We start from the raw sequence: 24,654 nt of genomic DNA, 5'->3' as shown, positions 1-24,654 counted from the left end.
CGGCCGCGACTGGTTCAGCCGGAGGCGCGGGCCGTCTGACCGCACCAGTTTGCGGGCCGGCTGGCGCGCTTTCTCACCAGCCCTTCGGAAACGAGAATATCGCCCAGTGATTTGCCGCCTCTCAATACCACGCGCGGCTTCCCCGCCTCCTCGTCGGCGAAGCCGGCCTCGGAAGCAGTCAGCCTGAATTCTCCGGCGTTCAAAAGTTCGCGCAGCCTTGCCTTTGCATAGGAACCGCGCGACCGTTCCGCGTCGCATTTTGCGAGCTTCGTTTCGGGCGCGTCTATATCGGCAATGAGGATCCTTTCCCCGTTAAAGAGGAATGTGTCGCCGTCGATCACGCAGTTATCGTGGCGAATGCCGCAGAAGAAAAAGATGTTGTCCCCTGTTGGAATTGAAGCAAGCCGCACCGGCGGCTGTTGCATCGGTCTTCCGACGGGTGCCGCTGGGATCAATGCACGATTCGGTGTAATCGAAGTCGTATGCTCCTTCGGAGGCGGTGTGACGCTTGTCGCCTTTGACTTCGTCTCTGGCTTCACCCCAGACTTCGAAGGGAGTGCCGCGATTTCTCGCTTATTCAGCCAGTTTTCGAGCTGTTCTCGGTGATCATAGCCGACGATGCCGCCGACAAGAATGATAGCGGCGAGATACCAGGGGGCCATCCCGCCCCGGCTGCCCTTTGAATTTGTGCTGCGCTTCCGTCGCCTGGAATTTCCCTTGGCCATCAGATTCGGTCCTCAATTGCGCGGGCATTATCGGAGCGAGGGGTTGCTGAAAGGTTGTCACGGAGGTCGGCGCCTTCGTTTCTCTCATCCTCAACGGCAAAGGGCGGGATCCGCCGGAGCCCGCCCTTTGCCATCATCTGTCTCGGTACCTGCGATGTCACGCTCTGCCAGAGGCGAACGTCGCACGGCTTTCATGCCATCGCGCAGTAAAACCGCGATACGTTAGCGAGTGTCGTCGCTTTTACCGGAATTGCCTGGGGTCCCGTCGCTCCCGCCGTTGCCATGCCCATTATTGCCGCCGCCGCCGGAGCCGCCGCCACCACCGGAGCCGCCACCGCCACCGGAGCCACCGCCACCGGAGCCGCCACCGCCTGAGCCGCCGCCGCCGCTGCCGGAGCCGCCACCGGAGCCGCCGCCGGAGCCGCCACCGCCACTAGAGCCGCCGCCGCCGCCGCCGGAGCCGCCGCCACCACTGGAGCCGCCACCGCCACTAGAGCCGCCGCCACCACCGGAGCCGCCGCTGCCACCGGAGCCACCGCCGCCACCGGAGCTACCGCCACCGGAGCCGCCACCGCCTGAGCCGCCACCGGAGCCGCCACCGCCACTAGAGCCGCCGCCGCCACCGGAGCCGCCGCCGCCGCCGGAGCCGCCACCGCCACTAGAGCCGCCGCCGCCGCCGGAGCCGCCGCCACCACCGGAGCCGCCGCTGCCACCGGAGCCGCCGCCACCGCCGGAGCCGCCGCCACCGCCGGAGCCGCCACCGCCACTAGAGCCGCCACCGCCACCGGAGCCGCCGCTGCCACCGGAGCCGCCGCCACCGCCACTAGAGCCGCCGCCACCGCCGGAGCCGCCACCGCCACTAGAGCCGCCGCCACCACCGGAGCCGCCGCTGCCACCGGAGCCACCGCCGCCACCGGAGCTACCGCCACCGCCGGAGCTGCCGCCACCACCGGAGCCGCCGCCACCGCCGGAGCCGCCGCCACCGCCGGAGCCGCCACCGCCACTAGAGCCGCCGCCACCACCGGAGCCGCCGCCACCGCCGGAGCCGCCACCGCCACTAGAGCCGCCGGCACCACCGGAGCCGCCGCTGCCACCGGAGCCACCGCCATCACCACCAGTGCCGCCGCCGCTGCCACCAGTGCCGCCGCCGCTGCCACCAGTGCCGCCGCCATCACCACCGGTACCGCCGCCGCCGGAGCCGCCGCCACCACCGGAGCCGCCGCCATCACCACCAGTGCCGCCGCCGCTGCCACCAGTGCCGCCGCCATCACCACCGGTACCGCCGCTGCCACCGCCAGTGCCGCCACCATCACCACCGGTACCGCCGCCGCCGCCACCAGTGTCGCCGCTGCCACCACCGGTACCGCCGCTGCCAGCACCGGTACCGCCGCCGCCGGTGCCACCGCCACCACCTGTGCCGGTGCCACCACCAGGGGCGGAGCCACCACCAGTGCCGCCGCTGCCGCCTAAGCCGCCGCTCCCGCCACCGGAGCTGCCGCCGCCATTGCCGTCCTTGCCGTCGCCGTGGCTGGCGCCATCACTGCGATCATCTCGGCGCGTGTTCTTGCCAATGGCCGCAGTCGACAGAGGCGGGCACATCCTGATCTGTGCACGCGTGAGAATCTTCGAACGATTTATTGCAGCGCAGCACGATGCAAAGTTGTCTTCCGTCAGGGGACTGCATTGAGCCGCAGTCATGCGCCGGCGCTCTACTGCGTTGGCGTCCATTGCTACGATTATGGCTGCTATTGATGCGGTGGAGAGTAGGAGAATTAATTTAGGCGATATTTTACCAATTCTTCGCATAGAAATACTCCGACGCAATAACACTTAAGAAATTATCCAATATTTTTCCAAGAACCGCTTGACGGTCAATTTACGAAATATTGGTAGTCTCGCCACATCCCTGCCCCAATTTGGCTTAATCAAGCCGGTGTTAATCCTTATTAGCTAGACTCTACGTCGGACTGGGGCTCTGCGCCGACTGTTGAGGGGGGAACTTTATGAAACGCTTCATCGCGCATGTCTGTTTGTTGCTGATTGCGGCCCCGATGGCCGCTCATGCGGGTACAACCATGAAGATTGGCGGCAAGGCCTTTGCTCCGCCGGCTTTCGCCTCGTTCTGCACGCGCGAACCCACCTTGTGCAGTACCAAAGGCGGGGCAAAAACCGTCTCGCTTCAGCCCGACAAGGCCAGCGAATTGCAGCAGGTCAATCGAGCCGTCAACGCGCGCATCAGGGAGCGCAGTGACCTCGCCAATGTCGGCAAGGACGACGACTGGCGGGTGCCGACGGGCTATGGAGACTGTGAGGACTTCGCTATCCTGAAGAAGCGTGAGCTGCTAAAGCGCGGCTGGCCGGCATCGGCGCTGCTGTTGACGGTCGCACGCTATCACGGCGCGGGCCACACGGTGCTTACCGTCCGCACCAGCGAGGGTGACCTTGTGCTCGACAACATGACCAATTCCGTGCGCGACTGGTCGCGAACGCCTTACGACTATTTTGCGCGGCAATCGCAGTCGAATGGCAGACGCTGGGAGCTCATCGGCGGCGCTCAAGAGATCTGAAGCGCCTTCGGCCAGCCCGCAGCTGGGCGAGCACCTGCACTATTAAATGTCTCCTTAAATCGACCTCGATTTAAGGAGATGCAGCAATTTAAAGTGCTGCAGCGCCCTTTTGCGCGTCGGATAAGACGCGCGGAGAGTCCTGAGTTTCAGCCGGTTTCGTTGTGCTAACGAGGGCACAGCGAACGGGTGATGGCAAAGGCCGCTAATCCGCGCTCAGTGCTACGGCGGGCTGCAGGCGTGAGGCATTGCGGGCCGGCAGGTAACCGAAGAGCAGGCCCGTCAGGAAGGCGCAGGCAAAGGCAAGCGCTACCGGACCGGCGGTGAAGCTGACAGGCATGCCGAACGTGCGGGCGACGTAGGCGGTGCCGAGTCCGGCGACGATGCCGATCGCGCCGCCGATGGCGGACACGACCAGCGCCTCGACGATGAACTGCACGAGTATGTCGCGCTGACGGGCGCCGGTCGCCATGCGCACGCCGATTTCCCGGGTACGCTCGCTGACGCTGACCAGCATGATGTTCATGACCCCGATGCCGCCCACGAGAAGCGAGATCGCTGCGACGGAGCCCAGGAAGAGCTTCATCGTGTTCGACGTCTCGGTGAACGCCTCACGCACGGAGGACATATTGGTGATCTGCGTGTCGTCCCTCTTGTGGCGCTCGTTGAGGAGCGTCTGGATTCTCTCCTGTGTCAGGTCGATGGCCGCGGAGTCCTTCACCTTGACGGTGATGGTGCGGATGTTGCGCTGGCCGAAAATGCGCATGCTGCCGGTGGTGAGCGGCACGAGCACAACGTCGTCCTGATCGTTGCCGCCGGCGCTGGCGCCCATTTCGCTCATTACCCCGATCACCTGGAAGGGGATCTTGTTGACGAGCACATATTGGCCGACCGGATTTGAGTCCTCGGGGAAGAGCGTCTTGACCACCGTTTGGCCGAGGACCGCGACCGGGGCATAGCCCTCCATATCGTCGCTGTTGATGAACTCACCGCGTCCGGTCGGCCAGGATTTCGCCTGCCTGAATTGCGGTACGGTTCCGTTGGCGGTCGTCTGATAGTCGACATTGCCGCGCCGAAGGGTCACCGTGCTTGTCATCTCCGGAACGGCGAAGGCGACGTTCGGCAATTCCAGAATGGCGTCGGCGTCCGCCGGCACCAGCGTCACGTTGCTGCCGCCCGCGCTGCCGCGGAAATTGGCCATGCTGGGGCGCACCAGCAGAAGGTCGGATCCCATGGAGGAAATGCGGCTCAACACCGAATCCTGAGCGCCGGTGCCGATCGCCAACATGGCGACGACGGAGCCGACACCGATGACGATACCGAGCAGCGTCAGGATAGTGCGGAACAGATTGGCCCGCAGCGCCCGCATCGCCATCTTGACCGCTTCCGAAACGTCGGCGATCGCGGCAAGGCCTTCGCGCGTGCGCTGGGCAAGGCCGAATGCGGCCTCCGGATTACTCCGGCCCTTCTTGGCGCGATCGGCGATGATACGGCCGTCGCGGATCTCGATCAGCCGATCGGCCTGCTCGGCCACCTCGCGCGAATGAGTGATGACGATGATCGTGTGGCCGTTCTCGTTCATCTCCCGCAGAAGCGCCATCACTTCCCGACCGCTCTGGCTGTCGAGCGCACCGGTCGGTTCGTCGGCGAGGATGACGCGGCCGCCGTTCATGAGGGCGCGGGCAATCGAGACGCGCTGCTGCTGGCCGCCGGAAAGCTGGCTCGGTCGATGATCTAGCCGCTCACCGAGATTGAGGGATTTCAGGAGCGCCTGCGCCCGCTCGTGCCGGCTATGCGCCGACACGCCGGCATAGACTGCCGGTACCTCGACGTTTTCCTGAGCGCTTGCGGTCGGGATGAGGTTATAGGCCTGGAAGACGAAACCGAACGTGCGCCGGCGCAGCCCGGCGAGTTCGTCGCCTTCGAAGCCGGAGACCCTTTCGCCTTCGATCAGGTATTCGCCCGAGGTCGGCTGGTCGAGGCAACCGAGAATGTTCATCAGGGTCGATTTGCCGGAGCCGGACTGGCCGATGATCGCGACGAATTCGCCGGCCTCGATATCGAGCGAGATATCGTGCAGCACCTCGACGGCGAGGTCGCCGTTGAAATAGGTCTTGCTGACATCCTTGAGCGAGATGAGGACCTGCATCGGCGTGCTCAGAACATCGGCGGCATGCGCATGCCGCGCGTACGCGTATTGCGCTGGCTGCTTCCGGTCGAGGCCGCGCTCGAGTCGACAACGACGCTCTCGCCCTCTTTCAGGCCGCTGACGATCTCGGCGCTGACGCGGTTGCGGATGCCGATTTCGACCGGGCGGGTTTCGGTGGCGCCCGACGGGCCGAGCACGGTGACTTCCGTCCTGGGTTTGCCGGCGCCATCACCTCCGGCCGTGCGGATGGCGGCGGCAGGCACGACGAGCACGTCCTTTGCGGCAGCCTCGACGAAGAAGACCTGGGCGCTCATCGACATCATCAGTTCGCCGGTCGGATTGGGCACGTCGAAGAGCGCGTAGTAGAGGACGACGTTGTTTTCCGTGTCCGGCATCGGCTGGATCTGCCGCAACTTGCCGGCGAAGCGCTTGCCGGGCTGGCCGAGCAGGGTGAAATAGGCGTCCATGCCGATCTTCAGCTTGCCGACGTCCGCCTCCGAGACCTGGGCCTTGACGGTCATCGTCGCGAGATCGGCGATGGTGACGATCGTCGGCGTCGTCTGGTTGGCGTTGAGCGTCTGGCCTTCCTTGGCGGGATTGGCAACGATCGTGCCGGCCATCGGTGCATAGATCTTGGTGTAGCCGAGATCGACCGTGTCGCCGGCCAACGTCGCCTTCTGCTTACGGATCTGCGCCTCGATTGCCTGCACGTCTGCTTGAGCGGCGGTATGGTCGGCGATCGCCTGGTCGAGGGTCGATTGCGAAACGCTCTTCGTCGCGACGAGACTGCGCTGGCGCTCGATATTCGCTTCCTTCAGCACGAGCTGGGCCTTCGTCGAGACGAGCTGGGCCTCAAGATGGGCAAGTTCCGCCTGGTCGATCTCGATCCTGTTCTCGATCGAGGCGGGATCGATTTCGGCGACGAGCCGGTTCGCCTCGACCTTGTCGCCGATCTCCACATGGAGCGCTTTCAGCTGGCCGGAGACCTGCGCGCCGGCGTCGACGGACTTGATCGCGTCAAGCGTTCCGACGGCGGTGACGCTGTCTTCGATGTCGCCCCGCATGACGACTTGCGTGATCATCGCGGTTTCGGGCTGCGTCCCGTATTGGCTCCAGGCGTAGTAGCCGGCGCCGAGCACGGCGATGAGGACGGGCACGGCGATCCGAAGGCGCCCGCGTCGCTTGCGGCGGACGGGTGTCACGGGGCTCGGCATCAGGGTGACATTCGGCGCCGAAGCCGGCGCTTCCTGTGTGATCGTCTTCGCTGTCTTGCTCATCGGCGCAGTGGCTTTCCGCCGTCGGTTATTCTCCTTCCAAAATAAGGGCGAACGGGACGAGGGAACAGCGTTGGGAGCATTATATTTTCGTAATCATCGCCGCAGCCATTGGCCAAGCCGATGCCGCGCCGAAGTCGATTCGGAGCGCCATTGCCGAATGCCACATGGGTAGAAACGAAGCCGTCGCGTGCGCCGCCTCTCAAGTCGATGGCCGGAATGTTCCGAGGGCGCCAGCTCCGCCCTTGACGGAGGTGGTGTAGCTGCGAACGAGTTCGGCGAGGTATGACCTTGGGTCCGGCTCAAGAGGGCTCGACTACTTTCGAGCCAATGACAACACTGGCCTTTCCCTGGAAATTCTCCTACCGGCTCGAAACTGGCTTGACGCACAGCGGCGGTGCCACTAGAAGAATGCGAACCGTACCGTACGGTACTGATGGAGCGATTGCGAAGTGCAGGGTGTCTTGGAGCGCAGGGAGACGGGTGCCGGGGACGGACTGACGGTTCGTCAGGGAGCCGTGCTCGAACAGGCGCTGCGGCTCCTTGTCGACGGCGGCGAGAGGGCCCTGACGACCGCGGGGGTGGCGCGCGCCGCCAATTGCTCCAAGGAAAGCCTTTACAAGTGGTTCGGCGATCGCGATGGGCTGCTTTCGGCGATGATCGCCTTCCAGGCGAGCAAGGTGAGGACGCTCGACGTTTCGGCCGATGCGCTGGACGCGGCGAGCCTCCGGGCGCATCTTGTCGCCTTCGCCAAGGATCTGCTGGACGTGCTTGCAGGCGACGTGTCGCTGGCGCTCAACCGGCTGGCGATCGGCCAGGCAAGCCGCGAAGGCTCCAAGCTCGGTCGACTGCTCGAGGAGCGCGGGCGCCGGCAGATCGGCCGCAGGGCAGGGGCACTGCTCGAGGCGGGGCGCAAGGCGGGGCTTCTCACCTTCGGCGATGCGGAGGAGGCCTATGGCGCGCTCTACGGGCTCGTCGTCTCCGACTGGCATTTGCGCATGCTGCTCGGCGAGAATCCGAGCGGGCTGAAAAAGAATTTTGGCGGAAGGGCGGAGCGGGCGGTTGACGCCTTTCTCGCGCTCTACGGCAGAAAAGGGTAACGGCGGTCGGACGTCTGGACCGTCAAAGGGAAACGGACAAGCAAAGGGAAGGAAAGTTCAATGCGCGTCTACTACGATCGTGATGCCGATCTCAACCTGATCAAATCGAAGAAGGTCGCCATCGTCGGCTATGGCAGCCAGGGCCGCGCCCATGCGCTGAACCTCAAGGATTCCGGCGCCAGGGAAATCCGCATCGCGCTGAAGCCTGGCTCGGCAACCGCCGCCAAGGTCGAGGCCGACGGCCTTTCGGTTCTCTCGGTCGCCGAAGCGGCCAAGTGGGCCGACCTCATCATGATGGCGACGCCGGACGAGCTGCAGGCCGACATCTACAAAGACGAAATCGCCGGCAACATCCGCGACGGCGCCGCGATCGCCTTCGCCCACGGCCTCAACGTCCATTTCGGCCTGATCGAGCCGAAGGCTTCGGTTGACGTCGTGATGATCGCGCCGAAGGGCCCGGGCCACACGGTTCGCGGCGAGTACCAGAAGGGCGGCGGCGTTCCCTGCCTCGTCGCCGTTCACCAGAACGCTTCCGGCAACGCCCTCGATCTCGCGCTCTCCTACGCCTGCGGCGTCGGCGGCGGCCGTTCGGGCATCATCGAAACCAACTTCAAGGAAGAGTGCGAAACCGACCTCTTCGGCGAGCAGGTCGTTCTCTGCGGCGGTCTGGTCGAACTCATCCGCGCCGGTTTCGAAACGCTGGTCGAGGCCGGCTACGCACCGGAAATGGCCTATTTCGAGTGCCTGCACGAAGTGAAGCTGATCGTCGACCTGATCTATGAAGGCGGCATCGCCAACATGAACTATTCGATCTCCAACACGGCCGAGTGGGGCGAATACGTCACCGGCCCGCGCATCATCACGGAAGAGACCAAGGCCGAGATGAAGCGCGTCCTGAAGGACATCCAGACCGGCAAGTTCACCTCGGAATGGATGCAGGAGTACCGTTCGGGTGCGGCCCGGTTCAAGGGCATTCGCCGCGTCAACGACGCCCACCAGATCGAGGAAGTCGGCGCCAAGCTGCGCGGCATGATGCCCTGGATCGGCAAGAACAAGCTGGTCGACAAGGCGAAGAACTAAGCCTTACCTCCCAAGGCTAGAGGAAAGCCGGGGCGAAAGCTCCGGCTTTCTCATGTCTGGCGGCGGAGGACCGCATCACATCGGGTCTTTGCCCTTCATGGCATTTGCCATGTGAGTCTTGCACTTTTCCTGGTCATTCGCCGTCATGGCTTCCTTGGCCATGGCCAGCTCTTTCTGTGCCATCTCCTTCCGTCCCGAGTCGGTGATCTGGCCGACATCTGTTTCGAGTTTCGTCATGCCCGCCTGGTCACAAACGAGATCCGCCTGTGCGAAGACGGGGGACACGCAAACTGCCGATATCGCGGCTGCAACCAACATTTGCTTCAACATATGAAATCTCCAGTTCCATCGCTTCGTGCGATGCACGGGATCCAACCGCCGACGGGCACCTCGGTTCCTTCAGCGAGGCAATCAATCCCGATAGAAATTGCGCGGCCATTTGTGGCTTCTCGCGCTGCCCGCCGGCAAGGCCACGCCCATCGCCGATCGCGCAGTTGTGTTCGACATTGCGGACGGAGCGCATGCCCGGAAGGATCGTTGAGACCGCCGGGTGGCTGAGGACGAAGCGGAGCGCCGTCTCGGCGAGCGCATCGGCGCGACCTCCAGGTCTTCAATGATTTTTCGAGCGCGCTCTTCGACTTCCCGCTTGCGCTCACCTTGTGAAGTCAATTATCGGGCTTGCTGGCCGCCACATGCAGCCAGCGCGTCGGCTTGCCGTCATAGCCGCCGCCATCCGTCTCCTCGATATCGATCGCCGTCCAGCCCGTCTCCTCGAACCGCCGCAACAGCCAGTCGCGCGAGGGATAATTGTAGTAGCGGCCGAACCCGTCGCGGCCCTCCATCTCGCCGGCTTTGAAGCTTGCATGCAGCACGCCACCAGCCTTCAGCGCCACGAGGATACGGGCGAGCACACCGGGAAGTTCGGTGCGCGGCACATGCAGCAGGCAGGCCTCTGCCCAGATGCCGTCGAAGCGCTCGCGCCAGCAAAGCTCTTCGAAGCGAACCACCTCCACCGGTCGGCCGAGCAGACGTTCGGCCTCCATCGCCAGTTCCGGCGATCCGTCCGTCGGCGTCACGTCGAAACCACGGGCGAGCATGTAGGCGCTGTCCTGACCGCCGCCGCAACCAAGCTCCAGCACGAAGGCGCCGGGCTTGAGCCTTGCGAGGAACTTCTCGAGCCGTGCCGCAGGCGTTCGGCGGGCACGGCCCGCATAGGCGGCGGCGTTGTCGCGGTAGAAGCGCGCGTTGCCGTCATCGATCGTCGTCATCTACACTCTCCCATCGCTCCCCCCAACTATCAGGACGCCATGCCGCATACCAGGCAGCCAGTGGCTGCTGGAGAATCGTGCCTAGGTTGTGGCTCGTTTGACCATCTCGCATCATTGCGGGTCGCCGTAGCAGCTTGCACTCTGTATGCTGGAGCCGGGATGGATTCGAGTGGCGAATCGTGCAACGGATCGGCGTCTCTGGGTTGTATTCCCGCGCGGCGGAGATCGAGCGAGGATCAAGGGCCATGTCGGAAGCGCGTCGCAAGTTGACAACCATCTTCTGCGCCGACGTTCAGGACTATTCGCGCCTGATGGGGGCTGACGAAGAGGGAACGCTTGCCACCCTCAAGCACTACCGCGACGCCATGGCGCGCCTCATCGAGTCGCATGATGGGCGGATCGTCAACACTTGGGGCGACGGGCTGATCGCCGAGTTCCCGAGCGTGGTGGAAGCGGTGAGGGCGGGAGTCGACGTCCAGAATGAATTGGCCGGACTGAACGCCGGGCGACCGAGCGCGGCGCGGATGTTTTTCCGCATCGGAATCAACCTCGGCGACGTGATCGCGGAAGGCGACGACATTTACGGTGACGGCGTCAACATCGCCGCGCGTCTGCAAGCCTCTGCGCCGGCCGGCGGCGTCATCATATCCAACACCGTCTATGACCAGGTGCGCAACAAGGTAGCGGTTGGCTTCGACTTTCTTGGCCAGCTCGAGGTCAAAAACATCGAGGGCGGCGTTCCGAGTTATGCGGTTCGGATCGGGGCCGAGGAGGGACGAGCCGCGCCGATGGCCAACCCGGGCTTCGGCCGGCAGGCGCAGCCCGTGCAGCCGGCGCCGGCCACCGAGCCCGTGCGCCGATTTAACCGGATCTATGCCGTGTTCGGCGTGAGCGCGGCCGGCCTCGTCGCCATAAACCTGTTGTCCTGGGAGGGCGAGTTCTGGGCAGTCTGGCCCGTTTTCGCGATGGGCATGGCCGCAGCATTGTTCTGGATCGGGACCGCGCGGGTCGATCGCGGTTTTGCCATGCTCGCCTTGGCTGGGATCGCGGTTGTCACGATCAACCTTCTCTCCTGGGAGGGACGATTCTGGGCTGTCTGGCCGCTGCTCGGCCTGGGTATCGCCGCAGCCCTTCGGTGGGTCACGCGCGGGCGAGGCAGCTAGTCAAGCGTTGCACAATGCCCTGAGCGATCGAGGCAGCGGCGCGCCCGAGGCGAGAATGCCCGGCGCGAATACTGAAGTTCGATCGCGGCACCTGCTAGCTTCATATCGCAATTGTCATGCAACGCGGATCTCTGCTTGAGGCGCGCGCTTCACGCGCTGCAAGTCGGCCAATTGCAAGATAGGTCAGGAATGTTGACATAAATCGTGCGCTGTGATCATCTCCGGCCTTCGCAAACGGGAGGACCGCATGCTCAATTGGGAAAGCATTTTTGCCACGCGCTCGAGCCGGATGAAGGCTTCGGAAATCCGCGAACTCTTGAAGCTGCTCGACCGTCCGGACATCATCTCCTTTGCCGGCGGCATTCCCGATCCCGAGCTTTTTCCCGATGCGGAGTTCGGCCAAGCCTATGCGGAGATCTTCGGCGGACCGGCCGTCAGCGCCGCTCTGCAATATTCCGTCAGCGAAGGATACCGGCCCTTGCGTGAATGGCTCGCCAGGCAGATGGCCGCGCTCGGCATTCCCGCAACGGTCGACAACATTTTTATCACCTCCGGTTCGCAGCAGGGGCTCGATTATCTGGGCAAGCTGTTTCTTTCGCCCAAGGACACGGCACTCGTCACCTGGCCGACCTATCTCGGCGCGCTGCAGGCCTTTAACGCCTACGAGCCGAACTACGACCAATTGAATCCTGGCGGCAACCGCACCCCGGAAGCCTATGTCCAGGCGGCAGCTGAGGCAGGCGGCCGGGTCAAATTCGCCTACCTCTCGGCCGATTTCGCCAATCCGACCGGCGAGACGGTGGACCGCGCCGGCCGTGAGCGGGTACTGGATCTCGCCGAGGAACTTGCCATACCGGTGATCGAGGACGCCGCCTACCAGTCACTGCGCTATGACGGCGAGGCGATCCCGCCGATTCTGGCGCTGGAGATTGCCCGCAGGGGCGACATCAACAGTGCCCGGACAATCTATTGCGGCAGCTTCTCCAAGACGCTGGCGCCGGGGCTTCGCGTCGGCTGGGTCTGCGCAGCCGAGCCGGTGATCCGCAAGCTGGTGCTGCTGAAGCAGGCAGCCGACCTTCATTCCTCGACGATCAACCAGATGGCGATCTGCACCGTCGCCGAGCGCGGCTTCGACGAACAGGTGGCGAAGATCCACAGGGTCTACAAGCATCGCCGCAGCGCCATGCTTGCGGCGCTCGAAAAATACATGCCTGCCGGCGTTACATGGACGAAACCGGAGGGCGGCATGTTCGTCTGGGTAACGCTGCCGAAGGACACGGACGGTGCCGAACTGCTGGCCAAATCGATCCAGACTGCCAAGGTCGCCTTCGTTCCAGGCCGCGCCTTCTTCGCCGACGGCTCCGGTGAAAACACGCTGCGTCTAAGTTTCTCCTGCGCCAATGACAGAATGATCGATGAAGGCATCCGCCGGCTCGGCGATCTGATTCGCGGCGAGATGGCGGAAGCCGCCTAGCTCGACATTTTTTCCACAATTGATCGGTGCCGTGACAAAAGGCACCATCGGTCAGCAACGACTACAGTTGAGGTTTTCGGCGCAAGTCTCTGTTATAAATGAAATTCTCTCAATCGATCAACGGTTCTTAGGCCGTCTAAGCGAGTGGCCGCAACGCCCGTATGAGCGTTCGAGATCACCGGTCGCGCGAGGGATCAAACGACAGGCCCCTTATTGAGGCCATATTCTGAACCAGGATCACGCCCGATTACGCCGCGCTGCAGCAGGATTGTTGCGGTGCGTCAGAGAACTTTGCCGCTCGATTTGCTGATGTCCTCGGCCGACCGGGCGACCTAGGGACAGGGCGTCGTTTGTATGAGTACACAAGCATCCTCGGGACGGTTTCGTCCGGATATCGAAGGACTACGGGCCTTGGCGGTCTCCGGGGTCATCGCCTTCCACTTCGGAATGACCAGCCTGCCCGGCGGATTTGTCGGCGTCGATATCTTCTTCGTCATTTCGGGCTTTCTGATCACCAGGCATCTGCAACAGGAAATTGCAGAAACCGGCACAGTCGATCTCTGGCGCTTTTATGCGCGCCGCGCCCGCCGGCTGCTTCCTGCCTCGCTTTTCGTCATCCTGGCCACGCTGCTTTTCGGCTATTTCATCCTCGCGCCGTCAGAGCAGCAGTTCTATTCGAAGGGATCATTGTTCGCCTCGGCCTACATGATCAATCTCTGGCTGATCCGGTGGACGGTCGATTATTTCGCCGCGGATGCGTCAAACAATCCCTTTATCCATTTCTGGTCTCTCTCGGTCGAGGAGCAATTCTACCTCGTCTGGCCGGCCCTGCTTCTCGTCTTCGCGCGGCTTCGACCAGGGAAGGGCGGGCTCTTCTTTCTCCTCGCCCTTGTGGCCGCCATCTCGTTTGCGCTCTGCTGGCACATGACGGCCGTGTCCCAGCCTTGGGCCTTCTATTTCTCGCCATTGCGAGCCTGGGAATTCGCCATCGGGGGCCTTGCGTCGATGGCGCTGCCGCAGGAATGGGCGCGGCGCTTTCGCTTTTCGCCCGCCCTTGGCTGGCTCGGGCTTCTGCTCATTGCCGCCGCCTATCTGACAGTGACGGAGGAGATCGCCTTTCCGGGCTCGATCGCGCTCGTGCCCGTTCTCGGAACGGTGATGGTGCTGTTGAGCGGCGCACATCAGGGGGCCGCCGGGCCTAAGTCCACTCTGGCGTTTCGGCCGTTCCAGGAGATCGGGAAGCTTTCCTATTCCCTCTATCTGTGGCACTGGCCGGTTATCGTTTATGCGGGCATCGTCGAGCCCGAGCTGACGGTGGTCGATCGGTTCCTATGCCTGGCGGTCACCGTCCTGCTGTCGCTCTTCAGCTACCATTTCATCGAAAATCCGATCCGCCAAAACGGCTGGCTGGCGGCCAAGACGGGCCGATCGCTAGGACTGGCTGTGCTGCTCACCGGAGCCGGCACGACGCTCGCCTATGGCAGTGCGGCCCTGGCGGGCTATAGCCTCGATGGCGAGCAGCGGCTGATCCAACAAAGCGCCGAACGTAAATCGGCGGCGCGGGAATTCGATTCGGCCTGCGTGCTCGAAAGGGAGGCGGTCCGGCCCAAGGCCTGCAAATTCGGCGCTGCCAACCCGAAGAAAACGATTGTGCTCCTCGGCGATTCCCACGCTGACCATTGGTCGACGCCGCTCAAGAAGATCGCCGAAAACAATGGCTGGCGGCTCGTGACCTTCCTGAAGTCGTCCTGTCCGGCGGCGGATGTGCCGACCTGGAACGGCGTGCTGATGCGGAACTACGACGAGTGCGACGCGTGGAAACGCCGGACGTTCGGCGAGATCGCAGCGCTGAAGCCCGATGTGGTGATCCTTTCGCAATACTCGTCGAGCTATGTGAGGAACGAGATCAATTCGATATCCAGTCACCAGATGGATGTGCGCGACTGGGCGAAGGGCATCAAGCGCTCGGTCGAGACACTGGAACGCGCCGGCAGCGACGTCGTCCTGCTGCGCGACGTGCCGGTGCACAAATCCTATCTCGACAAATGCGTGGCGCGCGCGCTTTGGCAGAAACGCAGTCCAAGCGATTGCGACACGCCGCGCAGCGAGGCGGTGGAGGAAACCATCCCCGCCGCGGAAAGAAAGGCGGCGTTGGAGATGCATGCGTCATATGTCGATGTGGTCGATCTCTTCTGCAACAGGTCAACGTGCCCTGCGGTGATCGACGGAAAGCTCACCTTCCGCGACCGCCACCATATCGCCACGGCCTATGCGGAATCGCTTGCGCCACGGCTGGAACGCGCGATCTTCGGGGACGGCCGCGTCGGCGCGGTGCGGTAGCAACCGGTTTTGATCCGGCGCTTACTGCGGTTGCATGAGGGGCCCGTAAATACCCCCGTTCAGACATGCGGCCCGAGCAGTGACAGATCGGCGGCGCCGAGCCGATCCTTGGCGGTCCAGAGCTGGTGCCAATAGGGATAGATGACCGGCGGCAGACTGACGGCGTCGAGCAGTTCGCGTTCCTCGTCGGTAAGCTTGAGGCTGGCGGCGGCGAGGTTGTCGCGGAACTGCGCCTCGGTGCGGCCGCCGATGATGACGGAGGTGACCGCCTTGCGGCCGATCAGCCAGGCGAGCGCCACCTGTGCGGGCGAGACGCTGCGCTCGGCGGCGATCGCCACCAGCATGTCGACGATCTTCCACAGCCGTTCCTCGTCGCGGATCGGCGGCTCGTTCCAGCCGGCGAACTGGCGGGTGCCCTCGGGCGCCTGACCGCGGCGGTGCTTGCCGGAGAGGAGGCCGCCGGCCAGCGGGCTCCAGACGAGGATGCCGAGGCCCTGGTCGATCGCGATCGGAACCAGCTCGTATTCGGCCTCGCGGGCCTCCAACGTATAGTGGATCTGCTGGCTGACGAAGCGCTGGCGATGCTCGAGCGCGCTGATGCCGAGCGCCTTCATGATGTGCCAGCCGGAATAGTTGGAGCAGCCGATATAGCGCACCTTGCCCTGGCGCACGAGCGCGTCGAGCGCCTCCATCGTCTCCTCGAGCGGCGTCTGGCCGTCCCATTCATGCACCTGGTAGAGGTCGATCACATCGGTCTTCAGCCGGTTGAGGCTCGCCTCGCAGGCGCTGATCAGGTGCTGGCGCGACAGGCCGCCGTCATTCGGGCCCGGACCCATCGAGAAGCGCGCCTTGGTGGCGACAAGCACGCCGTTCTTGCGCTTGCCGCCGAGAACCTCGCCGAGGATCTCCTCGCAGGTGCCGGTCGAATAGATATCGGCCGTGTCGATCAGGTTGACGCCGGCATCGAGGCAGAGGTCGACATAGCGGCGCGCCTCCTCGACACCGACATTGCCGACCTTGGCAAAATTGCCGCCGCCGCCGATCGTCATCGTTCCCATTGTGATGGTCGAGATTTTGAGGCCGGAGCGGCCGAGCTGACGATATTCCATTGTGTCGCTCCCTTGCGTGGGCGTTGCCGGAGAAGGTAGCCGGAGAGGGCGCGAAAGCAAGCGGCGCCCCAGCCAGAGGGTCAAAGAAAGCGCGCCGGAATCGCTTCCTTGTAGGGGAACATATCGAAATAGGGCCTCGCCTCAGCGAGCGTGCGCTGGAAGGACGGACGCTCGAGCAGGCGCTCGAAATAGGCCGAAAGGTTGCGATGAGTGCCGTTGAAGGGCTGCACGATGCTGGCATAGAACAGCGCAGGCGCCGCGGCGCAATCGGCGATCGAGAAGCTCTCACCGATCGCAAAGCGTTTGTGTTTGAAGTGTTGCTCGGCCATGTCGTAAGCGACGGCCAGCGCCGCCTGGGCGTCGGCGACGCCGCGTCGGTCGTTCTCGCCGGTCGGCCGCAAGGTATCAGTGACGATCTTCTGCATAGGCACTTGCACGTAAAGATCGAAGAACCGATCCCAGAGCCGCGCTTCGAGCGCCAAAGCGTCATCGCGCGGGATCAGCGGCACACTGCCGGGATAGTTCTGATCGAGATATTCGATGATGATCGAGGTCTCCGGCACCGTCCTGTCGTGGTCGCTGTCGTAGAGCACCGGGATCTTGCCGGCGGGCCAGACCTCCAGGTAGCGGGCATGTTCCTTGGGGTCCATGAGATCGACAATCTCCGCCTCGAAGGGGATGCCGGCTTCGTAGAGCGCGATCAGCACCTTGTGGCAGAAGGAGGCGAGCGGATGGATGTAAAGCGTCAACGCCATGTGGGTTCCTGCTATAGATTGGTTGCATTATGCAATCAGTATAGCGCAGGAACGCGGAGACGAAAGGGATATTTCGCGTAAGCCTCCGCGCGAGCGGTTGCTCCGACATCCTCGGACCTGACCCGAGTATCCAGCCGCCAACAGCCGCTCGATTGTGGATCCTCGGCAAGCCCGAGGATGACGAGGGGGTGTGCTTTTCGCAGGTGAGATGGGCCGCAGCGCATGCGCGTAAGCCCGCACGGGCATCATCGCCGCTCAGGCGCGGCGGAAGGTGCCGTCACGAAAGCGGCGACGAAACGCTTGAGGCTTTCCTCCACGAAATCCTGTACCGGCAAGCGCGGGTCGAAGCTCCACCAGAGGAGCGCGCCCTGCCATTGGGAGGCCATCATCAGGCCGACGCCGGTGGGGGCGGCGGCGACGCCTTCGAACCGCGCCCCGATCGCGGCGGAGAGCGCGTCTCGCCAGGCAGCGCCCCGGGCGCGCAAGGCGGGATCGCGCAGGTCCTCGCGCAGGATCATCAGATCGTCCGCATAGGTTTCGATGCCGCCATAGTCGCCCGAGAGGCCGACGAGGAGGGATACCGCGCCTGCGGGTGTTTTCGGCGTGCTTTCCGCCAGTTCCGCCGTCAGCCGGTCGAGGCGGTCCCAGGCCTGAAGCAAGGCTGCCTGGATGAGGCGCGACTTCGTTTCGAAGCGCTGCACCAGCGTCGAGGCGGAAAGGCCGCAGCCGGCGGAAAGCGCCGCGAAGGTGAGGCCTTCCGGCCCCTCCTTACGCATGATGCTAATGGCGGCGTCGAGCACCTCCTCGTTCGGCAGGGTTTTGGGGCGGGGCATTCTTGACCTTTATTTATAACCGAATAAGCGTTTATATATCGGTGCAGCGATTAAGGCCAGTTGGTTTTTTCAGGGAGGATGAGATGAAGCTCGAAGGCAAGGTGGCACTGGTTGCAGGCGCAACACGCGGCGCCGGCCGCGGCATAGCGGTAGAACTCGGTGCTGCAGGCGCAACAGTCTATGTCACGGGACGGACGACGCGCGAGCAGCCATCGGAATACCAGCGGCCCGAGACGATCGAGGAAACGGCGGAGCTCGCGACGGCAGCGGGCGGCAAGGGCATCGCCGTGCAGGTGGATCACCTTGAGCCGCAGGCGGTGCAGGCGCTTGTCGAACGCATCCGCCGCGACGAGGGCCGGCTCGATATTCTCGTCAACGACATCTGGGGTGGCGAGAAGCTCTTCGAATGGAACAAGCCGGTATGGGAGCACAATCTCCAGAACGGACTGAAGATCCTTCGGCTGGCGGTCGACACGCATCTGATCACCGCCCATTACGCGCTGCCGCTGCTGATCGGGCGGCCGGGCGGGCTGCTTGTGGAGGTGACCGACGGCACGGCGAAATACAATGCCGAGCACTATCGCCTCTCGCCCTTCTACGATCTCGCCAAGACCTCGGCGAACCGCATGGCCTGGGCGCATGCCAAGGACCTCGCCCCGCACGGCGCCACAGCCGTCTCGCTGACCCCCGGCTGGCTGCGCTCGGAAATGATGCTCGAGGCGTTCAAGGTGACGGAGGAGAACTGGCGGGATGCGACGGCCCATCAGCCGCATTTCGTGATTTCCGAGAGCCCGCGCTTCGTCGGCCGCGCCGTCGCGGCGCTCGCCGCCGATCCGGACAAGGCTCGCTTCAGCGGCCAGTCGCTTTCAAGCGGCGGGCTGGCTCAGGTCTACGGCTTCACTGACCTCGACGGCTCGCGGCCGGACTGCTGGCGGTACATGGACGAGGTGATGGAGGCAGGCAAGGCTGCGGATGCGACGGTGTATAGGTGAAGGCGGGCGCCGGCCTAGCGAGGGTACGTGTCGGCGGCGCGGGAGAATTCTTGCTGCTTTGACGGCTTTTATCACGGTGCGGACGCACCGTGGCTGGACCCCTGTGACAAGCACAGGGATGAGGGGGCGGGGAGCCGCTTTGACGCTACGTGAAGCTGCGGCGAGTGTGCAAGACCGGCCGGCAGGGCTCTGAATTCGTTCGAGCTTCTGGTTGTCTGCGCCAGGCGGCTTCGCGGAAATGGCGCAAGAGCGTATGATGTTTTCGCGCCGGCCCGTGATTAGGCCGGCCGAGGCGGGAGGGACTCATGGCAGATAAGGACAAGCTCTTTGCCGGTGCGATACCCGAGCTCTACGAGCGGCTGATGGTGCCGCTGCTCTTCGAGCCCTATGCGGTCGACCTTGCCGAGCGGGCGGCGCGGCTGAAACCTCTCGACGTGCTGGAAATCGCCGCCGGCACCGGCGTCGTCACCCGGGCGCTGGCGCCGAGGCTCGATGTCGAGGCGCAACTCGTCGCGACCGATCTAAACCAGCCGATGCTGGACGTCGCGCACATCAAGCTAGGTGATGACGAGCGGATCATCTGGCAGCAGGCGGATGCCATGGCGTTGCCCCTCGACGACGAGAGCTTCGATGTCGTCCTGTGCCAATTCGGCGTGATGTTCTTCCCCGACCGGGTGGAAGCCTACCGCGAGGCGCGGCGCGTGCTGAAGCCCGGCGGGCGCTTCCTCTTCAACGTGTGGGATCGGATCGAGGCAAACGAGGTTGCGCACGCGATATTGGAGGCGCTGAAGGCGCGCTTTCCGGAGAACCCGCCGAGCTTCATGCGCCGCGTGCCACACGGTTACGGGGATCCGGAAATTATCCGAGCCGACCTCGAGGCTGCCGGCTTTCACGACATCATACTCGAAACGCTCGAGAAGACGAACGGCCCCGTGTCCGCTTCCGACGCGGCGATGGCCATCTGCCAGGGAACGCCCGTCCGCAGCGAGATCGAGGAGCGCGACGCTTCAGCGCTGGCGGCGGTGTCGCAGGCCGTGGCAGAGGCGCTGGCGAAGCGGTTCGGGAACGGGATGATCGAGCGCCGGATCCGGGCGCATGTGGTGGAGGCGGTGCGCTAACGGCGCCGCCTTACGAGGCGGCCGCCGATCACGCCGGCGAGGATGACGAGCATCGGCGTCCTGAGCCTGCGGGCGACGAACAGCGGCTTCAGGATGTTGTCGATCAGCCTGATCAGGACAAGGATCAGCGTCAGGCCGAGGGCGGCGCGGGTTTCCATCGCCATCCAGGCCCAGACGGCGACCGGCAGGAGGATAGGGGCCGGGCCGATTTGCATGATGCAGAATATGAGGACAGCGAAGGCGAGCACGCTTGCCACGGGAACGTCGAAGAGCGAGAAGGCAAGCCCGGCAGGCAGCGCCTGCAGCAGCGCCACGCCGATCACGCCGCGCGCGACATTGCGGATCGTCGCGGCCGCAAGATCGACGCCGATGCCGGCGAGCTTGCCAAGCACCGTGCCGCCCGCCTGCAGCAGCGACGGCGCGAGCCGCTGCAGCGTCGCTTCGAGATTGCCGGGGGCCTGGGCCCAGGCGGTATGGAGCCAGTTGCCGATCAGCGGCCAGTCACGCACCGAATCCGGCGGGGCCGGCACGGCAAGGATACCGGTTGCCAATTTTCCGAGAAGCGCCTGGATGGCTTCGGCGAAGCTCATGGCGATCGCCGCCAGTGGGCCGGCGATCACCGCTAAAGCGATAAGCGTGATCACAGCCGCCGCAAGGCGAGGGCGGCCGCCCAAGAGGGCTGTGAGCGCCCTGAAAAGCGGGTAGAGCGCGACGGCGAGAATGCCGACCCACATGGCGATGATCGCGAAGGGGGCGACAAGCGTGAACGACCAATAGGCGAACAGCGCCAGCACGCGAGCCGCAGGAACTCGGTGACCCGCGGCTCGATCGACGCCGGCGCGCTGGCAGGCTCGGCTTTGACTGGAGATTGCGCATCGTCCATGGCGGCTCTCGCCGCCGCCGTTCGCCCACGCCACGGGCCGGCATGGCCGGGTGATCGCGGCAGTCCGGGTGAGAACGGGATCAGGCGGCGAGGGGAAGTGTACGCGAGGGTGGGGCGGCGGGAAGATGGGTTGCCCGCAACAAGGGCCTTCTCGTTCGCCTCCGGCCCGTTCCAGTCGTTCTTGCCACACTTGGCGAACGACTGCTTTGCGCCCTCATTTCCGCCATTCAGACCACCGTTGCAGCTTCCCGAAAGCTGACGGTCTGCTAAGCCGGCACTAAGGCCTCGAATGGGGTGGTAGCGGTTACGCCGCCTGCCACAGGTCCTGGAACACCGCCCAAGGCGTTGATGTCAATGCGGGCATCCAAAATATCAAGTACTCCTTCGCGGCCTCGTCTAGGCTATCCGCCCGCGTGGTCGCTGCCACCGTGCGCGGCGATGAACATGGCGACGGCCGACCGGCAATAGGATTCGATCTCGTTATCGTCCTCTGCTCTCGCCTCATCGAAGCGTGCGACAATCAGGAGATCGGAGCCTTTGAAAAGTGCGGCAAACAAGCGGGCGGACCGGAGAGCATCGGGCACGTTCAAAGCCGCCTTCGCGTCCAACTGACGCAACAGGGCCTCGATTTGGGCGGTGATGTGGGCGGGGCCGGCTTCGTAATGGACCTTGCTCAACGACTTTTGGTTCGGCGTGTCGGCCATGACCATGGCTTCGACGTTGCGGACGTCCGGGCGCAACAGCGTGCGAAGCAGCGATGATCCCACCGCCATGAGCTGATCTTCGGCCGAGCCGTCGACGCCTTCAAAAAGGGCCTGTGGTATTAACTGCTGGCAGCGGGCCGCAAAGGCCGCTCCAAACAGCGCCTCTTTGTTCTCGAAGTGCCTGTAGATGCTGAGCTTGGATATCTTCGCTCGCTGGGCGACCTTGTCCAATGTCGTCGCTTGAAAGCCCAATTCCGCAAAGAGTTCGCCCGCGGCGTCGACTATGGTTTGGCCGAGCGCCTCATTGGCGGGCCGGCCTCTCCTGCCTCGACTATTTTCGCTCACGATAATTACAGTCCTTGACAGTATCGTTATTCGTGAATTACGATACTACGCAGTCTCGGAAATTCCAAGAGGTGATTTTATCGTGTCCTCCAGATCAGGTTTGCCTTGGCCGCAAGGCGATTGCGCGCCAGCCTAAGTCCCTCCATCCGCAATACGGAGCCCATCACCATGGATGACGTCATCATCGTCGGCGGCAGCTTTGCCGGTCTCGCCGCCGCCCTGCAGCTCGGCCGTGCCCGTCGGAAGGTCACCGTTCTCGATACAGGCCTGCCGCGCAACCGCTTCGCCGGCCACTCGCATGGCCTGCTCGGCCACGATCACAAGCCACCGCCGGATATCCTGGCCGAGGCGCGGCGGCAGTTGGCGCGTTATCCTGCGATCAATTTGGTCAATGCCCGGGCCGACAGCGTTTCCGGCGCTCTCGACGATTTCTCTGTCGTCACTGGCGGTGGCGAACGCCTTGCGGCGCGCCGCCTGATCCTGAGTTATGGCATCACCGACCAGATGCCCGATGTGCCGGGCTTTGCCGAAAGCTGGGGCACGTCCATCGTGCCCTGTCCCTATTGCGACGGCTTTGAAGTCGCAGGCCAACATTGGGGCCTCGTCTGGTCCGGCCCGCAGTCACACAACCAGGTCAGGCTGTTCCACGATTGGACCGATAGGTTGACGGTCTTCGCCGATGGTCATGACATTCCGTCCGATATCCGGGCCGATCTGACGCGCCGCAACACACCCATCGTCGACGGCCGGATCACTGAAATCACCCGTCATGGGGGCCATAACCCCACCCTCAAGCTCAATGTCGACCCCGATGTCGCCGTCGACATCCTGTTCGCGCATCCGCGCAACAAGCCGTCCGCAAGCCTGCATGAATCACTGGGTCTCGCCACGGTCGATACGCCCCTCGGCATCGTCCTCAAGGTCGACGAGCGCCGCGAAACCAGCATGCCCGGCATCTACGCCGCCGGCGACCTCGCCAACCCCCTCATGGCCTCGGTCACCACGGCATCATGGCAAGGCGCGATGGCGGGTATCTTCGCCCAGCAGTCGATGCTGGTTTGAGAGCACAGATTGGAGATGAGCATGGCCGTCGAACCGGACAGCGCGGGTGTGCGCTTCCCTCCGCCCTTCGTCTATCTGGGAGCGCTGCTGTTGGGGCTGGCGGCGGAGCGGTTCGTCACCCTGCGCTCTTTCGGCATCGACTGGCGGTTGCTGGTCGCGACGGGCGCGCTGCTGTTCGTTGCCGGCGCGGCGATGATGCTTTTGGCGGCGGGGCTGTTCCGACGGCTGGGCACCAACATTCCGCCGTCGCAGCCAACGACCCTCATCGCAACGACCGGTCCTTATCGGTGGACCCGCAATCCCATGTATCTCGGCATGGCGCTTATCTATGCCGGGCTTGCGATCGGCTTCGACGGGCCGATCGCCTTCGCCTTGCTCCCGTTGGTGCTGATCGCGATCCAGACGCAGGTGATTGCCCGCGAGGAGCGCTATCTCGAAGCGAAGTTCGGCGACGACTACCGCCACTACAAGGCCGAGGTTCGCCGCTGGCTCTGACTATTTGGTCACCGCTTGCCGCCACAAATGAGCCGTCGACGCACCGCACGCCGATGTCTGCTTTCGAGAAGCGGTAACCAAGAGCGGACAGACCGCCACCGGCCCCATTTCGGTCGTTTAATTATGCGCGTCGTGACGACCGCAATTGGCGCGAAGCTGATTCGCACTCTCTTCCCCCTGTCACACCCCTGTAAAACACCCGCTCTATCCCTCGGCGCCATCTTTCTCCCACCGAGGCCCCCCCATGAAAACGCTTTTCTCCGCCGTTGCCGCCGCAGCCGTTGCCGGCCTTCTCTCCACCGCCGCTTACGCCGAGAACCTGATCCTCTACACCAGCCAGCCAAACGAGGATGCGCAGGCGACGGTGGATGCGTTCAAGGCGGCGAACCCGGGCGTCGAGGTCGAGTGGGTGCGCGAGGGGACGACGAAGATCATGGCCAAGCTGATCGCCGAGATCGAGGCGGGCAATCCGGTGGCGGATGTGCTTCTGATCGCCGACACTGTGACGATGCAGCGGCTGAAGGAGGGCGGGCATCTGCTGCCGCACAAGTCGCCGGAGGCGGCGGGGCGCTCTATGATGCGGACGGCGCCTATTACTCGACCAAGATGATCACCACCGGCATCGTCTACAACACCGCCGCCCAGATGAAGCCGGAAGGCTGGCAGGATCTGGCCAAGGCTGAGGCGAAGGGCCTCGTCACCATGCCGAGCCCGGTCACCTCCGGCGCGGCGCTGATCCATGCCGAGACGCTCGCCGGCATACCCGGCCTCGGCTGGGACTATTACAAGGCACTCGCCGAAAACGGCGCGACGGCCGCCGGCGGCAATGGCGGCGTGCTGAAGGCGGTCGCGACCGGCGAGAAGGCCTATGGCATGCTCGTCGATTTCATGGCGATCCGCGAGAAGGCCAAGGGCGCGCCGGTGGAATTCGTCTTCCCGGCCGATGGCGTTTCCGCCGTCACCGAGCCGGTCGGCATTTTGAAGTCTGCGAAGGATGTCGATGCCGCGAAGAAATTCGTCGACTTCCTGATCTCGGAGGAAGGCCAGAAGGTTGCGGCAAAGATGGGCTATATCCCGGCCCGCAACGGCGTGGCGCTGCCGGAAGGCTATCCGGCCCGCGAGACGATCAAGCTGCTGCCGCTCGATGCCGCCGCGGCGGTCAAGAATTCCGAAACGGACCTGAAAACCTTCTCCGGCATTTTCGGCATGAACTGATCGCCT

Annotated in this window: 20 protein-coding genes and 2 pseudogenes; 11 read left to right on the top strand and 11 right to left on the bottom strand. The window is 64.0% G+C overall.

Translation table 11 applies throughout. The features are described 5' to 3' along the window. Window positions 1-14: 14 nt before the first annotated feature. Window positions 15-725, bottom strand: coding sequence for a thermonuclease family protein (locus tag USDA257_RS38580; RefSeq protein ID WP_041414503.1), 711 nt, complete (start codon window positions 723-725; stop codon window positions 15-17). A gap of 191 nt (window positions 726-916) precedes the next feature. Beyond that, window positions 917-2,173 carry a hypothetical protein gene (locus USDA257_RS38575; RefSeq protein ID WP_052316348.1) on the bottom strand — a complete coding sequence of 419 codons (1,257 nt, stop codon included), beginning with the start codon at window positions 2,171-2,173 and terminating at the stop codon, window positions 917-919. A gap of 555 nt (window positions 2,174-2,728) precedes the next feature. Here USDA257_RS38575 and USDA257_RS21385 point away from each other — a divergent pair. Continuing rightward, window positions 2,729-3,292 carry a transglutaminase-like cysteine peptidase gene (locus USDA257_RS21385; protein WP_014765057.1) on the top strand — a complete coding sequence of 188 codons (564 nt, stop codon included), beginning with the start codon at window positions 2,729-2,731 and terminating at the stop codon, window positions 3,290-3,292. A gap of 202 nt (window positions 3,293-3,494) precedes the next feature. Here USDA257_RS21385 and USDA257_RS21380 read toward each other — a convergent pair whose 3' ends face one another. Together USDA257_RS21380 and macA are read right to left on the bottom strand one after the other, a co-directional pair. Next, a complete protein-coding gene (locus USDA257_RS21380; RefSeq protein ID WP_014765056.1) occupies window positions 3,495-5,438 on the bottom strand; it encodes a MacB family efflux pump subunit in 1,944 nt (647 codons plus the stop codon). 8 nt (window positions 5,439-5,446) lie between these two features. Continuing rightward, window positions 5,447-6,715 carry a macrolide transporter subunit MacA gene (gene macA, locus USDA257_RS21375; RefSeq protein ID WP_014765055.1) on the bottom strand — a complete coding sequence of 423 codons (1,269 nt, stop codon included), beginning with the start codon at window positions 6,713-6,715 and terminating at the stop codon, window positions 5,447-5,449. A 449-nt stretch (window positions 6,716-7,164) separates the two neighbouring features. Between macA and USDA257_RS21370 the strand changes: the two genes are divergently transcribed. Next, the gene (locus tag USDA257_RS21370; RefSeq protein WP_014765054.1) at window positions 7,165-7,812 is read left to right on the top strand and encodes a TetR/AcrR family transcriptional regulator C-terminal domain-containing protein; all 648 of its coding nucleotides are present in this window, start codon (window positions 7,165-7,167) and stop codon (window positions 7,810-7,812) included. A gap of 60 nt (window positions 7,813-7,872) precedes the next feature. Then, a complete protein-coding gene (gene ilvC, locus USDA257_RS21365) occupies window positions 7,873-8,892 on the top strand; it encodes a ketol-acid reductoisomerase (protein ID WP_014765053.1) in 1,020 nt (339 codons plus the stop codon). Between the two features lie 75 nt (window positions 8,893-8,967). Here the strand turns inward: ilvC and USDA257_RS21360 are convergent, their stop codons facing one another. Together USDA257_RS21360 and USDA257_RS21355 are read right to left on the bottom strand one after the other, a co-directional pair. Continuing rightward, window positions 8,968-9,222 carry a hypothetical protein gene (locus USDA257_RS21360; RefSeq protein ID WP_014765052.1) on the bottom strand — a complete coding sequence of 85 codons (255 nt, stop codon included), beginning with the start codon at window positions 9,220-9,222 and terminating at the stop codon, window positions 8,968-8,970. Between the two features lie 335 nt (window positions 9,223-9,557). Beyond that, on the bottom strand, window positions 9,558-10,160 hold the full coding sequence (locus USDA257_RS21355; RefSeq protein ID WP_014765051.1) for a class I SAM-dependent methyltransferase: 603 nt from the start codon (window positions 10,158-10,160) through the stop codon (window positions 9,558-9,560). Window positions 10,161-10,405: 245 nt separating this feature from the next. Between USDA257_RS21355 and USDA257_RS21350 the strand changes: the two genes are divergently transcribed. From USDA257_RS21350 to USDA257_RS21340, 3 genes are all read left to right on the top strand, one after another. After that, entirely contained in the window at window positions 10,406-11,323 is a 918-nt protein-coding gene (locus USDA257_RS21350; protein ID WP_014765050.1) for an adenylate/guanylate cyclase domain-containing protein, read from the top strand. Window positions 11,324-11,570: 247 nt separating this feature from the next. Then, on the top strand, window positions 11,571-12,797 hold the full coding sequence (locus USDA257_RS21345) for an aminotransferase-like domain-containing protein (RefSeq protein WP_014765049.1): 1,227 nt from the start codon (window positions 11,571-11,573) through the stop codon (window positions 12,795-12,797). A gap of 354 nt (window positions 12,798-13,151) precedes the next feature. Beyond that, on the top strand, window positions 13,152-15,137 hold the full coding sequence (locus tag USDA257_RS21340; RefSeq protein WP_014765048.1) for an acyltransferase family protein: 1,986 nt from the start codon (window positions 13,152-13,154) through the stop codon (window positions 15,135-15,137). Window positions 15,138-15,196: 59 nt separating this feature from the next. On the opposite strand, the gene USDA257_RS21335 is transcribed toward USDA257_RS21340, so the two are convergent. From USDA257_RS21335 to USDA257_RS21325, 3 genes are all read right to left on the bottom strand, one after another. Continuing rightward, window positions 15,197-16,246: an aldo/keto reductase gene (locus tag USDA257_RS21335; RefSeq protein WP_014765047.1), complete on the bottom strand. Its 1,050-nt coding sequence runs from the start codon at window positions 16,244-16,246 to the stop codon at window positions 15,197-15,199. 80 nt (window positions 16,247-16,326) lie between these two features. Further along, a complete protein-coding gene (locus tag USDA257_RS21330; RefSeq protein ID WP_014765046.1) occupies window positions 16,327-17,001 on the bottom strand; it encodes a glutathione S-transferase family protein in 675 nt (224 codons plus the stop codon). Between the two features lie 245 nt (window positions 17,002-17,246). After that, on the bottom strand, window positions 17,247-17,834 hold the full coding sequence (locus USDA257_RS21325) for a TetR family transcriptional regulator (RefSeq protein ID WP_014765045.1): 588 nt from the start codon (window positions 17,832-17,834) through the stop codon (window positions 17,247-17,249). 83 nt (window positions 17,835-17,917) lie between these two features. Here USDA257_RS21325 and USDA257_RS21320 point away from each other — a divergent pair, with 83 nt between their 5' ends. Together USDA257_RS21320 and USDA257_RS21315 are read left to right on the top strand one after the other, a co-directional pair. Next, window positions 17,918-18,826, top strand: a complete 909-nt coding sequence (locus USDA257_RS21320; RefSeq protein WP_014765044.1) for an SDR family oxidoreductase — start codon at window positions 17,918-17,920, stop codon at window positions 18,824-18,826. 305 nt (window positions 18,827-19,131) lie between these two features. Continuing rightward, a complete protein-coding gene (locus USDA257_RS21315) occupies window positions 19,132-19,944 on the top strand; it encodes a class I SAM-dependent methyltransferase (protein WP_014765043.1) in 813 nt (270 codons plus the stop codon). Window positions 19,945-19,958: 14 nt separating this feature from the next. Here the strand turns inward: USDA257_RS21315 and USDA257_RS21310 are convergent. Next, window positions 19,959-20,827, bottom strand: a pseudogene (locus USDA257_RS21310) (AI-2E family transporter); the annotation flags it as partial. A gap of 401 nt (window positions 20,828-21,228) precedes the next feature. Next, the gene (locus tag USDA257_RS21305; RefSeq protein WP_014765041.1) at window positions 21,229-21,876 is read right to left on the bottom strand and encodes a TetR/AcrR family transcriptional regulator; all 648 of its coding nucleotides are present in this window, start codon (window positions 21,874-21,876) and stop codon (window positions 21,229-21,231) included. A 168-nt stretch (window positions 21,877-22,044) separates the two neighbouring features. Between USDA257_RS21305 and USDA257_RS21300 the strand changes: the two genes are divergently transcribed. The 3 genes and pseudogenes from USDA257_RS21300 to USDA257_RS21290 all read left to right on the top strand — a co-directional run bounded on the left by USDA257_RS21300 (window position 22,045) and on the right by USDA257_RS21290 (window position 24,648). Further along, entirely contained in the window at window positions 22,045-22,938 is an 894-nt protein-coding gene (locus USDA257_RS21300) for an NAD(P)/FAD-dependent oxidoreductase (protein WP_014765040.1), read from the top strand. A 21-nt stretch (window positions 22,939-22,959) separates the two neighbouring features. Next, window positions 22,960-23,433, top strand: coding sequence for a methyltransferase family protein (locus USDA257_RS21295; RefSeq protein ID WP_014765039.1), 474 nt, complete (start codon window positions 22,960-22,962; stop codon window positions 23,431-23,433). A gap of 244 nt (window positions 23,434-23,677) precedes the next feature. Then, window positions 23,678-24,648, top strand: a pseudogene (locus USDA257_RS21290) (ABC transporter substrate-binding protein). Window positions 24,649-24,654 lie beyond the last annotated feature (6 nt).

This window comes from Sinorhizobium fredii USDA 257, assembly GCF_000265205.3.
Taxonomy (GTDB): domain Bacteria; phylum Pseudomonadota; class Alphaproteobacteria; order Rhizobiales; family Rhizobiaceae; genus Sinorhizobium; species Sinorhizobium fredii_B.
The sequence above is the reverse complement of the archived record's forward strand: the minus strand, read 5'-3'. Positions and strand labels throughout refer to the sequence as shown.